The sequence below is a fragment of the Dyella sp. 2RAB6 genome, from assembly GCF_052115385.1.
Classification (GTDB): domain Bacteria; phylum Pseudomonadota; class Gammaproteobacteria; order Xanthomonadales; family Rhodanobacteraceae; genus Dyella_D.
This window is the reverse complement of sequence record NZ_JBFRGP010000004.1, coordinates 199,172-212,119: the sequence shown is the minus strand read 5'-3', so window position 1 is coordinate 212,119 and position 12,948 is coordinate 199,172. Positions and strand designations below refer to the sequence as shown.

Annotated in this window: 16 protein-coding genes; 10 read left to right on the top strand and 6 right to left on the bottom strand. The window is 69.1% G+C overall.

The features are described 5' to 3' along the window. A complete protein-coding gene (locus AB4083_RS08745; RefSeq protein WP_441607399.1) occupies nt 1–627 on the bottom strand; it encodes a YceI family protein in 627 nt (208 codons plus the stop codon). A gap of 158 nt (nt 628–785) precedes the next feature. On the opposite strand from AB4083_RS08745, the gene AB4083_RS08740 reads away from it, so the two are divergent. Further along, nucleotides 786–1,652, top strand: coding sequence for an energy transducer TonB (locus tag AB4083_RS08740; protein WP_441607398.1), 867 nt, complete (start codon nt 786–788; stop codon nt 1,650–1,652). Between the two features lie 19 nt (nt 1,653–1,671). Here the strand turns inward: AB4083_RS08740 and AB4083_RS08735 are convergent, their stop codons facing one another. Beyond that, nucleotides 1,672–2,448, bottom strand: coding sequence for a LytR/AlgR family response regulator transcription factor (locus AB4083_RS08735; protein WP_441607397.1), 777 nt, complete (start codon nt 2,446–2,448; stop codon nt 1,672–1,674). Then, on the bottom strand, nt 2,445–3,503 hold the full coding sequence (locus AB4083_RS08730) for a sensor histidine kinase (protein WP_441607396.1): 1,059 nt from the start codon (nt 3,501–3,503) through the stop codon (nt 2,445–2,447). Before AB4083_RS08730 ends, AB4083_RS08735 begins: the two co-directional genes overlap by 4 nt. A 185-nt stretch (nt 3,504–3,688) precedes the next feature. Between AB4083_RS08730 and AB4083_RS08725 the strand changes: the two genes are divergently transcribed. After that, complete coding sequence (locus AB4083_RS08725) at nt 3,689–4,039, top strand: hypothetical protein (RefSeq protein WP_441607395.1); 351 nt, start codon at nt 3,689–3,691, stop codon at nt 4,037–4,039. 76 nt (nt 4,040–4,115) lie between these two features. Here AB4083_RS08725 and AB4083_RS08720 read toward each other — a convergent pair whose 3' ends face one another. Then, nucleotides 4,116–5,057 (bottom strand): alpha/beta hydrolase, encoded by a 942-nt coding sequence (locus AB4083_RS08720; protein WP_441607394.1) that lies wholly within the window; start codon nt 5,055–5,057, stop codon nt 4,116–4,118. Nucleotides 5,058–5,101: 44 nt separating this feature from the next. After that, nucleotides 5,102–5,704, bottom strand: a complete 603-nt coding sequence (locus AB4083_RS08715; RefSeq protein WP_441607393.1) for a TetR/AcrR family transcriptional regulator — start codon at nt 5,702–5,704, stop codon at nt 5,102–5,104. A gap of 112 nt (nt 5,705–5,816) precedes the next feature. On the opposite strand from AB4083_RS08715, the gene AB4083_RS08710 reads away from it, so the two are divergent. The 3 genes from AB4083_RS08710 (at nt 5,817) to AB4083_RS08700 (ending at nt 7,579) form a co-directional block, all read left to right on the top strand. Next, nucleotides 5,817–6,620 carry a M48 family metallopeptidase gene (locus tag AB4083_RS08710; protein WP_441607391.1) on the top strand — a complete coding sequence of 268 codons (804 nt, stop codon included), beginning with the start codon at nt 5,817–5,819 and terminating at the stop codon, nt 6,618–6,620. A gap of 175 nt (nt 6,621–6,795) precedes the next feature. Continuing rightward, nucleotides 6,796–7,125, top strand: coding sequence for a YXWGXW repeat-containing protein (locus AB4083_RS08705; protein ID WP_441607390.1), 330 nt, complete (start codon nt 6,796–6,798; stop codon nt 7,123–7,125). A gap of 103 nt (nt 7,126–7,228) precedes the next feature. After that, on the top strand, nt 7,229–7,579 hold the full coding sequence (locus AB4083_RS08700) for a YXWGXW repeat-containing protein (protein ID WP_441607389.1): 351 nt from the start codon (nt 7,229–7,231) through the stop codon (nt 7,577–7,579). Between the two features lie 13 nt (nt 7,580–7,592). Here AB4083_RS08700 and AB4083_RS08695 read toward each other — a convergent pair whose 3' ends face one another. Then, on the bottom strand, nt 7,593–8,336 hold the full coding sequence (locus AB4083_RS08695) for a helix-turn-helix domain-containing protein (RefSeq protein ID WP_441607388.1): 744 nt from the start codon (nt 8,334–8,336) through the stop codon (nt 7,593–7,595). A 140-nt stretch (nt 8,337–8,476) separates the two neighbouring features. Here AB4083_RS08695 and AB4083_RS08690 point away from each other — a divergent pair, with 140 nt between their 5' ends. Genes AB4083_RS08690 through AB4083_RS08670 form a run of 5 tightly spaced genes read left to right on the top strand, consistent with a single transcriptional unit; the run spans nt 8,477 to nt 12,947 of the window. Further along, complete coding sequence (locus AB4083_RS08690; protein WP_441607387.1) at nt 8,477–9,418, top strand: 4-hydroxyproline epimerase; 942 nt, start codon at nt 8,477–8,479, stop codon at nt 9,416–9,418. Further along, nucleotides 9,415–10,521 (top strand): NAD(P)/FAD-dependent oxidoreductase, encoded by a 1,107-nt coding sequence (locus AB4083_RS08685; protein WP_441607386.1) that lies wholly within the window; start codon nt 9,415–9,417, stop codon nt 10,519–10,521. The genes AB4083_RS08690 and AB4083_RS08685 overlap by 4 nt, the downstream gene beginning before the upstream one ends. After that, nucleotides 10,518–10,763 carry a 2Fe-2S iron-sulfur cluster-binding protein gene (locus AB4083_RS08680; RefSeq protein ID WP_441607385.1) on the top strand — a complete coding sequence of 82 codons (246 nt, stop codon included), beginning with the start codon at nt 10,518–10,520 and terminating at the stop codon, nt 10,761–10,763. The genes AB4083_RS08685 and AB4083_RS08680 overlap by 4 nt, the downstream gene beginning before the upstream one ends. Beyond that, nucleotides 10,756–12,045, top strand: a complete 1,290-nt coding sequence (locus AB4083_RS08675) for an FAD-dependent oxidoreductase (RefSeq protein WP_441607384.1) — start codon at nt 10,756–10,758, stop codon at nt 12,043–12,045. The genes AB4083_RS08680 and AB4083_RS08675 overlap by 8 nt, the downstream gene beginning before the upstream one ends. Further along, a complete protein-coding gene (locus tag AB4083_RS08670; RefSeq protein WP_441607383.1) occupies nt 12,042–12,947 on the top strand; it encodes a dihydrodipicolinate synthase family protein in 906 nt (301 codons plus the stop codon). Before AB4083_RS08675 ends, AB4083_RS08670 begins: the two co-directional genes overlap by 4 nt. Nucleotide 12,948: the final 1 nt, after the last annotated feature.

Sequence of the window (12,948 nt, the reverse complement as noted above, 5' to 3'; positions counted from 1 at the left end):
TCAGTGCGCGGCGGCTGGCTTGGCATCGGCTTCATCGGCGATCGCCTCGACCTGGATGCGCAGCACCACGTCCATCTTGAAACCGTAGTCCTTGCCGCCGGCCATGCCGAACGTATCGCGCTGGAACGTAGCGCTGGCGTCGGCACCGCACACTTCGCGCTTCAGCAGCGGATGCGGCATGCACTTGAAGGAGTTGACGGTCAGCTCCAGCGGATGCGTCGCGCCGTGCAGGGTCAGCTCGCCCAGCACCTTGGTCGGCTTGCCGTCGACGAAGCCGGCGAGCTTGCCCTTGTAGGTAGCCTTGGGGTACTTGGCGGTCTCGAACAACTGCGGGCCACGCGCTTCTTCGTCCAGCTTGGCCAGACCGAAGTTGGCGCTGCTCATGTCCACCGCGATGTCGACCGTGCCGGTGCCGGCGGCCTTGTCCAGCGTGACCTTGCCGCTGCTGCGGTCGAACTTGCCGCGCCATACGGAGAGGCCGCCGAAGTGGTCGGCTTCGAAGCTCGGGTAGGTGTGGGTGGGGTCGACGGTGTAGGTGGCGGAGCCGGCGCGCGCGGAGGTGCCGGCCAGGGCCAGCACGGCCGTGGCGATCAGGGTGCGCAGGGGACGGTGGGCGATGGCGTGCATGGTCGGCGTTCCTTGTGGAGAGTGGGTTGTCCGCCGGCAGCATGGCCGACTTGCCTAGGCGACGAACCAGGGCGCGGGAAATCGACACGCCGGCTCTGGCGGATTGCCTTGAGCACGCGGGATACTTGCGCTTCGATCAAACGACAGAGGGAAAGTCGATGAAACGCATAGGAATGCTGCTGCTCTGCCTGGCGCTCTGCGGCGCCGCCATCGCACAGACCGCCAGCGCGGTGCGCAAGCGCGCCGAGGCCAGCATGGTGGTTAATGGGCATATCGTGCTGGCACCGGACGGCAGCGTCCGCTCGTGCACCCTCGACCAGCAGGACCAGTTGCCGGTGCCGGTAGTGGATCTGGTCAAGCGCAATTCGGCCACCTGGCGTTTCCAACCGGTGCTGGCGGACGGCGTCGCGGTGGCGGCGGAAGCGCCGATGCACCTGCGCGTCGTCGCGACCCCAAGCGGCGACGGCGACACCTTCAACCTGCGCATCGTCAGCGGCACCTTCAGCAATGGCCAGGCCGACAAGGGGCTTGCCTACAAGAACCGCACGCCACCCCGTTACCCCCAGGATGCGGTGCAGGCGCGCGTCAGCGGCACGGTGTTCCTGCTCGTGCGCGTGCAGCCCGACGGCACCGTGGGCGACGTGGCCGCCGAGCAAGTCAATCTCAACGTGGCGGACAGCGAGAACGGCATGCGCCGCTGGCGCAAGCTGCTGGCCGCCTCCAGCATCGAAGCCGCGCGCAACTGGACCTTCACCGTGCCGGCCAACGGCCCGGGCCGGAACGGCGATGCCTGGATCGTACGCGTGCCCGTGGCCTACCATCTGCGCCACATGGGAGATTCCGAGCAGCCCGAATCTGCCGCCTGGCAGGCCTATATTCCGGGTCCGAAGGAACCGATCCCGTGGATGGACGAGTATCGCCGCACGCACAAGGATGAAAGCCTGGGCGCCGATGCGTTGCCCGACGGCAGTCTCTACCTGGTCGGCAGCGGCCTGCACCTGACCACGCCGCTGGATCGCTCCTGATTCTCCGGTGCGGACGCCGCTACGGCGTCCGCACCGGCAAGCGCACCAGCTCACGGAACGCATCGTGCTGGTAGCGGCTCATGCGCAACTCCTGCCCCGTGCTCAGCACCACCATGTGGTAGCCCTTGAACCACGGATGGATCGCCTGGATGCGGTCGATATTGACGATGGCCGAGCGATGCACGCGCGCGAACTGGCGCGGATCGAGGCGTTCCTCCAGCGCGGTCATGGTCTCGCGCAACTCGTAGGTGTCCTTGCCCACGTGCAGGCGCACGCTGTTGCGGTTGGCTTCGATCCAGTCGATGCGCGCCACCTCCAGCAGGATCACGCTGCCGTCCATCGGGATCGGCAGGCGCCGCGCGTAGCTTTGCTCGCGCCGCCATTGCGCCAGCGCCTGCCATACCCGCGCGGACTCGGCACCGCCGCCCTCGCCCGCCAGCCGCCGCCGCACCCGGCGCAACGCCGCGTCGAAGCGTTCGCTGCTGAACGGCTTGACCAGGTAATCCACCGCGTTCGCCTCGAACGCGCGCACCGCGTATTGCTCATAAGCCGTGACAAAGACCGTGGCCGGCAAGGCCGCCTCGCCCAGCGCGACGGCAACATCGATGCCGGTCATCTCCGGCATCTGGATATCAAGGAATACCAGGTCCGGCTGCAATTGGCGGATCGCCTCCAGCGCGCTGGCGCCATCGCCGAATTCGCCGGCGATCAGGACATCCGCTTCCTTGCGCAACAGGCGCGCGATGCTGTGCCGCGCGATCGGCTCGTCGTCCACGATCAGCGCGCGGATGCTCATGCGGCCACCGCGCCCAGTGCGCGGAACGGCAGGCGCAGGCGGCAGGTGACACCTTGCGGCGACAGCGTGTCGATATAAACCGAGGCGGTAGTGCCGTACAGCTCCTGCAGGCGCAAGCGTGTATTGGACAGACCGATGCCGCGCGTGAACGCTTCTTCCGGCGTCACTTCCAGCACGCCGTTGCGATTGCGCACTTCCAGGTAAAGGCTGTCGGTGTCGCGATGCGCAAACACTTCGACGGTGTCGCCGCCGGCGTGCCGGCCGATGCCGTGATGGATCGCGTTCTCCACCAAAGGCTGCAGGATCAGGCCGGGCACGGCGGCGCCAAGCGCGGAGACCGACGCGTCCACGCGCGTATCGAGGCGGTCCTTGAAGCGCACGCGCTGGATGCCGAGGTACAAGTCCAGCAACTCCAACTCGCGGGCCAGTGCGATCTCCTGCCGGTCTTCATCGAGATACGCGCGCAGCAGCTCGCTCAGGCGCAGCAGCATGTCCTCGGCGACTTCCGGCTCCTCGCGGATCAGGGTGGTGATCGCATGCAGCGTGTTGAACAGGAAATGCGGCTGCAGCTGCATCTTCAGCACCTGCAGGCGCGATTGCGCCAGCAGCGCCTGCAGTTGGTCCGCGCGCCGGTCCTTCTCGCGGAAGAAGCGCATGGCATGCCAACCCACCACCAGCACCCAGTAGATAAAGAAATCGATGAAGACGTATTTGTCGATGAACTGCTGCAGCTGGTCGTCGAACGGCGGCTGGCCGGGTTCGAGCAGATGGCCGAGCGTGGCGCCGATCAGCACCGCGCAGGCGGAGAATCCCAGGCTGCCGGCGATATAGAGCGGCAGGTAGCGCCACTGCGCGGTGGTGTCGACGGTAAAGCGCCTGGCCAGCGCGAACACGCCAGGCGCCAGCACCGCCAGCGTGTACCACTGCACCATCGCCCAGCGGATGTAGTCGGCGGCATTCCAGGTATGCCCGCGCATCGCATCCATGCTGTAGCCCTGGATGGCGAACAGCACGGCCGGCACGGTCCACGCGGCCAGGTAACGCCAGAATCGCATCGCACTCCTCCATGCCGTGGCGTCCGCATCCTACACAGGCATAGCTGCGCGCGAACAGGCTCGCCGGTCACGGCTGCCATTCGTCCCGCGCCCGCTACGATCCGTCCCGCCACAACCACGCCCGACGGGCGCTTCGCGCCCAATCCGTGCATCGCCGCCCGGGCGGCAGCTGTGGAGAGGAAGCCATGAACCGTCGCCTTGCGCTGCTGCTCGCCAGTGGGTCGCTCGCCTGCGTGTCGCTGCCAACGATGGCCGCTGCGCAGACGCGCTATCTGGAGGTCTACAACGATGCGCCTTCCAGCCTGGTGACGCTGGCCGTTGCGCCGGCGGGAACGGATGCGTTTCGCGCTGTGCCTATCGGCGATCGTCCGCTGATCGGTGGCGGCAACGCTGTAACGGTGGCGATCGATGGCAAGGAAGGTTGCCGCCGCGATCTGCGCGCCACCTTCGCCGATGGGCGCTCGCTATTGCAGCGCAACTTCGACGTGTGCCGCTATCGCAGCTATCGCACAGGACGCGTGCTGCCGGCTAAGTAGGTTGGGGTGAGCCGACAGGCGAACCCCAACGATGCGACCACTTCGCAAGCGACGACGTTGGGGTTGCCACCCCAACCTAGGCCACGCCGTAAGGCAGGTTTGGCGTCGCGACCACGCGCTCGCCCACCGTCTCGCCACGCAGGAAAGCAAAGGTCGCCTCGATCACTTCTGGAGCATCCAGCACGCGATGGTGGCCGAGTCCCTGCGTGGTGAGCAGACGCGCGCCCGACCAGTAGCGCGCGTAGCGTTCGCCCTCGTCCCACGGCACGTCGTGGTCGTCCAGGTCGTGCACCACCAGCCCGGACTGGCCCAGCGCCGGCAGATGCTTGTGCACCTGCAGGTCGCGCACGGTCACGCCGGTGCGCCGCTCGAGCCAGCCGTAGAACGCTTCGCGCAGGTGGTCGCCCAGTTTCACGAAGCGGAAGAAGCGGCCGGCGGCGGCTTCCATATCGGCCGCAGGCGCCACCAGCACCAGTTGCCGTGCCCACCAGGTTTCGCTCTGCGCCAAGGCCAGCGCGGCACCGCCGAGCGAATGGCCGATCGCCAACGCCGCGTTGCCGTAGTGCTGCCCGACCGCGCGGATGGTGGCGATGAAATCCGGCAGCGTGCACAAGCGGCCCGAGCTGCGGCCATGGCCGGGCTGGTCGAACGCCACCACCGCCAGGCCCGCTTCGCGCAGGCGCTGCACCCACGGCAGATAGCGCAGGCCGAAGCTGGACCAGCCATGCACCAGCAGCGCGTATGGCTGCGTCGCCGGATCGCCCCAGACATAGGTGGCGATCCGCTCGCCGCCGACCGGCAATTCGCCTAGCGTCATCGCCTCGTCCGGCTGGGCCGCCAGCGCGCGGCTGCGGCTGCTGGCGAACGGCGTGGCGAACAGGCGTGCGGCGCGGTCGACCGTGCGGCGCGGCGCGAGCCGGCCGCCGACGGCAAAGCTGGCGCGCACGGCGCCGAGTTTCAGCAGCAGGCCGGCGCTGGGGCGGCCGTGCGGGCGATGGGCGCGTTGGGGGCGAGGCATGGCGGAGCTCCCTGGGGTGTGGGTGCTGAGTGCGGGTGCGGGGGTCAGATGCGATAGCTGGCGAACAGGCGGTCGACCGCCGCGAGCGTGCGGCGACGTGCCTCCTCGAAGCCGAACAAGCCGGCGTCGTGGTGCAGTACGAGCATGAAGGCGTAGATCTCGAAGGCGAGCTGGCCGACGTCGGTATCGCGGCCCAGATGCCCTTCGTCCACCGCCAGGGCAATCGCCTTCTCCAACTGCCCGCGCCAACCGGCCTGCTGATGCACCACCGCGTCGCGCAGGGCGCCATCGCGGCCGTCGTATTCGCCGACGGCCGACAGCAGCACGCAGCCGCGCTCGTAGCGATGCGCCCAGTCACACCAGTGCTCGACGATGGCGCGCAGGCGCGGCAAGCCGCGCGGCATCCTCAACGCGGGCAGCAGCACGTTGTCCATGAAGCGCAGCGCGCCCAGTTCGAGCACGGCCAGCTGCAGGTCTTCGCGCGAACCGAAGTGGGCGAACACGCCACTCTTGGACATGTCCGCGGCTTGCGCCAGCGTGCCGATCGACAGCCCTTCCAGGCCGTCGTTGCAGGCCATGGCGTAGGCGCGGTCGAGGATCATCTCGCGGGTGGCGGCGCGCTTGCCGGGGGCGGTAGTAGCGTTCATGGGGTCGGAAAATAGAACGACCGTTCGTTCTTTTCAAGTGCCGACCTGGCACACATTGCGAAGGCGGACGCAAGGTTATGCTTCGGACCAGTTTTCCAGGGAGGTAAAACGCATGAAATTCCGCCTGCCGCTCGTGCTGGCCCTAGGCGCCCTGCTCTGTGGCTGCACCACCTCGCCCACCGGGCGCAAGCAGCTGATGATGGTCTCCGACGGGGATATGTCGAAGATGGGCCTGGCCGCGTTCAACGATATGCGCACCAAGGGCAAGTTCGCCGATGCGCCGAAGGAGCGCGCCTACGCCACTTGTGTCGCCAACGCCCTGGTGGCGGTGCTGCCGGCGCCGTGGAACACCCAGCAGTGGGAAGTGCAGATCATCGACGACAACACGCCCAACGCCTTCGCCCTGCCCGGCGGGCGCATTGGCGTCAACCGCGGCATGTTCAAGGTGGCGTCCAACCAGGACCTGCTCGCCGTGGTGCTGGGGCATGAGCTCTCGCACGTGGTGTCGCGCCATGGCGCCGAGCGCATGTCCGACAACATCGCCGCGCAGGTGGCCGTGGTTGCCGGCACCGCCTATGCCGCCACCCGCGGCACCAACGTCGGCTACGCCGCCGCGGCGCTCGGCGTGGGTGCGGAAGTGGGCCTGCTGCTGCCGTTCTCGCGCATGCAGGAAAGCGAGGCGGACACGCTGGGCCAGCGCTACATGGCGCAGGCCGGCTTCGACCCGCGCTCGGCCGCCACGCTGTGGGAGCGGATGGCGGCGCAAGGCCCGGCCGGCCCCAAGCAGCCGGCCTTCCTGTCGACCCATCCGGCCTCGTACAACCGCCAGCAATCGCTGACCAAGCAGGCCGACCTGCTGATGCCGGTGTTCGAGCAGGCACGCACCAGCGGGCACAAGCCCAACTGCGCGATGTGAGGACGGCGCGCGGCGGCGTTCCGGCGCCGCCGCGCGTATTTCACCGCATCCTGCTCGCCCCCATCCTGTTCCACCCCACCCATTTCTGAACAAGCCGGCCGGCCGCGGTCAACAGCCGCCGGCCCATGCCGTTTTTCCATGCGGGCCACACGTTGCGTGGCCGAGGAGAAACCGCATGAAAACGCTGGCACGAACCTTCGCCGTGCTGACCGCGCTGGGCCTGGGCCTGGGCGCTTCCGCCTACGCTCCCGATGCCGCCGCGCGCACGCAGATCTCCGTCGGCATCAACGTCGCACCGCCCGCACCGCGCTACGAAGTGGTGCCGCCGCCGCGCGTCGGCTACGCCTGGGCGCCGGGCTACTGGCGCTGGGACCCGTATGCGCGCCGCCACGTGTGGATGGTCGGCCGCTGGATGCCGGCGCGCCACGGCTACAACTATCGCGCCCCGCGCTGGGAGCACTACCGCGGCGGCTGGCGCTTCCACGACGGTTACTGGGGCCGTTGAGCTCCGTTTGATTTCGACGCGGCTGCCCGCTGGCAGCCGCGTTTTTCCCGGCTCTAACCAACTAGTTCTAACCAATTAGTTCTCACCAAGAAGGGGCACAACAATGCAGATTCGAATCGTGGCGCTCGCCGCGCTGACCTTGCTCGCCAGCGGCTGCGTGGAGGAGCGCGTGGTGCACGAGCGCCCCGTGGTGGTGGAACGCCCGGTGGTGCGCCGCGACGTGGTCGAAGTGATCGCACCGCAGCCGCCGCCGGAGCGCATCGTGGAAGTGGAGCCGGCGCCGCGCCAGGGCTATGTGTGGGCACGTGGCTACTGGCACTGGAGCGGGCGCGAATACGTGGCCATGCCGGGGCATTGGGAAGTGGTGCGTCCGGGTTACCACTACGTCCACCCGCATTACGAGCGTCGCAACGACGGTTGGCATCTGAACGTCGGCGTGTGGGTCAACGGCTGAGCCGTCTCCCGCTCTACGCCGCCGGCGCCGCACGCGGGGCGCCGGCGGCGATCGCCCGGTAGTCCCGCGGCGTCATGCCCACCGTCGCCTTGAACTGCCGCGCGAACGCGCTCTGGTCGGCGAAACCGCAGGCGAGGCCGATCGCCGCCACGCTTTCCGCGCCACGCAGCAGCCGCATCGCCGCCTCGATGCGCAGCTTGGTCTGCACCTGCTGCGGGGTGAGCTGGAACACGCGGCGGAAATGCCGCTCCAGCTGCGCCACCGAGACCCCCGCCAGTTCGGCCAGCTTCGCCACGCGCACGCCTTCGGCGTAATGCTCCTGCAGGTAGGCGAGCACGCGGCGCAGGCGCACATAAGTGGGATGGCGACCATCCGGTTTGCCCAGGTCGCGCGAGATGCCGACGATGCCGTGTACCTCGCCGCGCTGCCCTTTTGCCGACTTGAGCAAAGGCCGCTTGCAGGTAAGACACCAGCCGGGCACGCGGTTCGGGAAGATGTGCACTTCGAGCTGGTTCTCGATCACTTCGCCGTCCAGCACGCGCCGGTCCTGCGACGCGTAGGAGCCGCCCAGCGTGGCGGGAAACAGCTCGACCACGCTGCGGCCGATCACATCCGCGCGCTGCTTCAAGCCCAGCCGGCGCACCAGGGTGAGATTGGCGTGGGTGTAGCGGCCCTGGCCGTCCTTCACGAAGAACACCACATCGGGCAAGGCGTCGAACAGCGCCTCCAGCTCGTCGGCCGAAATCTTCATGTCCATCGCAGGTCCTGCCTCGTCGCAAAGCCTTGTGCAATCGCAGCATGGCACAAAATCGGCCTGGCGCATTGTGCTGATTTCCGCACGCAGCGATGCCAAGCGTTGCTAGACGCTCGGCCGCCCCGGCGGCGAGCATGTGCGGTATGCATACCATCGACGTGATCGACTCGCACACCGGCGGCGAACCCACCCGCACCGTCATCGCCGGCTTTCCGGACCTGGGCGCCGGCACCCTGATGGAGCAGCGCGAACGCTTCCGCCGCGACTTCGACCGCTGGCGCGCCGGCATCGCCTGCGAGCCGCGCGGCTCGGCCACCGTGGTCGGCGCGCTGCTGCTGCCGCCGCAAAGTGCCGATGCCTGCGCCGGCGTGATCTTCTTCAACAACGTCGGTTATCTAGGCATGTGCGGCCACGGCACCATCGGCGTGGTGCGCACCTTGCAGCACCTGGGGCGCATCGGCCCCGGCCTGCATCGCATCGAAACGCCGGTCGGCACGGTGGGGGCGGAACTGCATGCGGACGGGCGCGTGTCGATCGACAACGTCGAGAGCTATCGCCATGCCAAGGACATGCGCGTGAGCGTGCCCGGCTACGGCGACGTCACCGGCGACATCGCCTGGGGCGGCAACTGGTTCTTCATCACCAAGGACACGCCTCTGCCGCTGGAGATCCAGCACCAGCGCGAACTGACCGCCTACACCGAAGCGATCCGCCGCGTGCTCGAAGCGCAGGGCATCACCGGCGCCGAAGGCGGCGAGATCGACCATATCGAGATCAATGCCGACCTCGATGGCCAGGCCGGCCGCAACTTCGTGCTGTGCCCGGGCCTGGCCTACGACCGCTCGCCCTGCGGCACCGGCACCAGCGCCAAGCTGGCCTGCCTGGCGGCGGACGGCAAGCTCGCCCCCGGCGAAGTGTGGCGGCAGGAAAGCATCCTCGGCCACGGCAGCGAATTCGAAGCCAGCTACACACCGGGCGCGCGCGGCGTAAAGCCGCGCATCACCGGCAGCGCCTTCGTGGTGGCCAGTTCCACCCTGCTGTTCGACGAAGCCGACGCGTTCACCTGGGGCAGCGGCGCGGAATGAGCGTAGCCGGCTACGACCTGATCGTGATCGGCGCGGGCATCGTCGGCGCGGCCTGCGCGGATGCGGCCAGCGGCGACGGCCTGCGCGTGGCGATCGTCGAACCCGGCCCGATCGGCGGCGGCGCCACCGCCGCGGCGATGGGCCACCTGGTGGCGATGGACGACGATCCCGCCGAACTGGCGCTGGCGCGCTATTCGCTGCGGCAGTGGGAAGCCTTCGCCGACCTGCCGGAAGCCGAATTCAGCCGCTGCGGCACCTTGTGGGTGGCGCGCGAAGAACGCGATCTCGCCTCCGCCACCACCCGCGCCGCGCGCCTGGAGGCCGCCGGCGTGGAAGTGCAGTTACTTGACGCCAGGCAACTGTACGAACTGGAACCCGAGCTCGCCCCCGGCATGAGCGGCGGCATGCTGGTGCCGCGCGAAGCGGTGGTGTATCCGCCGCGGATGGCGCGCCATCTGGTTCATCGCGCGCAAGCGCGCGGCGCGGTGCTGTATGCAGGACGCCGCGTGCAGGCGCTGCGCCGCGGCGGCGCGCAACTGGACGATGGCTCCTCGCTCAGCGGTCCGGTGCTGGTCGCCACCGGTTGCGCCGTGCCGGCACTGCTGCCGCAGTTGCCGATGCGCGCGCGCAAGGGACATCTGGTGATCACCGACCGCTATCCCGGCCTGCTGCGGCACCAGTTGCTGGAACTGGGCTATGCCGACAGCGCGCACGGTGACGCCGACAGCAGTGTGGCTTTCAATGTGCAGCCGCGTCCGACCGGGCAGATCCTGCTCGGCTCCTCGCGCGAATTCAGCGCCACCGATGCGGCGGTCTCGCCCGCCATGCTGCGGCGGATGCTCGAACGCTGCTTCGCCTTCGTCCCCGCGCTGCGCGAACTGCAGGCGCTGCGCGCGTGGACCGGCTTTCGCCCGACCACGCCGGATGGACGTCCTTATCTCGGCGCGGTGCCCGGCAGCACCGATCAATGGGTTGCCGCCGGCCACGAAGGCCTTGGCGTCACCACCGCCCTGGGCAGCGCGCGCCTGCTGCTGGACCTGATCCAGCAACGCGAGCCGGCGATCGATCCCGCGCCCTACGCACCGTCGAGGTTGGCGGCATGAGCGCCACCGTGCGCCTGCAAGTGAATGGCCAGCCGGTCGACGTACCGGCCGGCGCCAGCGTCGCCGCCGCGGTGGCGCATTGGACACTGCATTTCCGCACCTCGGTAAGCAGCGAAGCGCGCGCGCCGCTGTGCGGCATGGGCGTGTGCTTCGAATGCCGCGTCCGCATCGACGGCGTCGCGCACCAGCGCGCGTGCATGACACCGGCGCGCGACGGCATGCAGGTGGACAGCCATGACTGAGCGCTACGACGTGCTGGTGGTCGGCGCCGGCCCCGCCGGTCTCGCCGCGGCGCATACCGCTGCCGCACACGGCGCGCGCGTAGGCCTGCTCGATGCGCAGCCGCGCGTGGGCGGCCAGGTGTGGCGCCACGATGTGCGCAAGCCCGCACCGCGTGCCGCGCGCGCAGCTTTTGAAACGCTGCGCCAGGTCACCCTGCTGGCTCAGCGCAGCGTCGTCGCCAGCGAAGACGGCGCCCTGCGGGTGGAGACCCCGCAAGGTTCGGCCCTGCTTGCGTACGGCGCGCTGATCCTTGCCACCGGCGCACGCGAACTGCTGCTGCCCTTCCCCGGCTGGACGCTGCCCGGCGTCACCGGCGCCGGCGGTCTGCAGGCCTTGACCAAGCAAGGCTGGCCGGTCGCCGGCAAACGCGTGGTCGTCGCCGGCAGCGGTCCGCTGCTGCTCGCCGCCGCGGCCACCTTGCGCGCGCATGGCGCCAGGCTGGTCGGCATCCACGAACAGGCTTCCGCCGACAGCGTGCACGCGTTCGCACGGCAGCTGCTGCACTGGCCCACGCGCGCCGCGCAGGCGCTGTCGCTGCGCGCCAGGCTGCTCGGCGTGCCGTATCGCCTCGGTTCGGTGGTGCGCCACGCGCATGGCGAAGAGGCCGTGCGCACGGTGGAGATCGAGGACGCGCACGGCACCCATGTCGTCGATTGCGATCTGCTCGCCGTCGGCTACGGCCTGGTGCCGAATGTCGAACTCGCGCAACTGCTCGGCTGCGCGCTCGACCACACAGCGACCCATCCGCAGGTGCAGGTGGACGAACTGCTGCGCACCAGTGTGCCCGCCATCTTCGCCGCAGGCGAAGCCTGTGGCATCGGCGGCCTGGCCGTAGCGCGCATCGAGGGCGCCATCGCCGGCCATATGGCGGTCGGCAACGCCGCCGAAGCGCGCGCCCTGCTGCCTGAGCGTGAACGCGCCCGCCGCTTCGGCGCGCTGCTGGCAATGCACTTCGCGCCGGGCCAGCGCGTGCGTGCGCTGGCTACGCCGCAAACCCTGATCTGCCGCTGCGAGGACGTCCCGCTCGGCGCGCTCGACGGTTACGCCGATGCGCGCGAAGCCAAGCTCGCCACGCGCTGCGGCATGGGCGCCTGCCAGGGCCGCATCTGCGGCACCGCGCTGGCCGAGCTGGGCCGCTTTCCGCGCAGCGCCGGCCGCCCGCCCTTGTTTCCCGCACGCCTCGCCACCCTGGCGGGGCTCGCTCTTTCCCCTTCCGACGACGTATCGAGGTCACCGACATGAGCAATGCATCCATCTGGCGCGGCGTGATTCCCGCCATCACCACGCCCTTCACCGCCGACGGCCAGGTCGACCACGCCTTTCTCGCCAGGCACGCCAACCAGCTGATCGACGCCGGCTGCACCGGCATCGTGCCGCTCGGCTCGCTCGGCGAAGCGGCCACGCTGTCTTTCGAGGAAAAGGTCGCCATCATCCGCACCCTGGTGCAGGCGCTGAACGGCCGCGCACCGGTCATCCCGGGCATCGCCGCGCTGTCCACCGACGAGGCCGTGCGCCTGGCCAGGGAAGCGAAGACGCTGGGCTGCTCCGGCCTGATGGTGCTGCCGCCGTACGTGTATTCCACCGACTGGCGCGAAATGGGCGCGCATCTGCGTGCAGTGATCACGGCCACCGACCTGCCCTGCATGCTTTACAACAACCCCGTCGCCTACAAGACGGATTTCACCCCGGAGCAGATCGCCGAACTGGCGCATGCCTACCCGAATGTGCAGGCGGTGAAGGAGTCCTCCGGCGACGTGCGCCGCTTCGCCGGCATCCGCGCCCTGCTGGGCGACCGGGTGGAGCTGCTGGTCGGCATGGACGACGCCATCGTCGAAGGCGTGGCGATGGGCGCGCGCGGCTGGATCGCCGGCCTGGTCAATGCCTACCCGAAGGAGTCGGTGAAGCTGTTCGAGCTGGCCCGCGACGGCGGCGCCGACGCGGCGCTGGAACTGTACCGCTGGTTCCTGCCGCTGCTGCGGCTGGATACGGTGCCGACCTTCGTGCAGCTGATCAAGCTGGTGCAGGCCAAGGTCGGCTTGGGCTCCGAGCAGGTGCGCGCGCCGCGACTGGCGGTCGTCGGCGCGGAACGCGAAGCCGCGCTGCGTGTGATCGATCACGCCATCGCCCACGCGCCGAAGCTCTGAC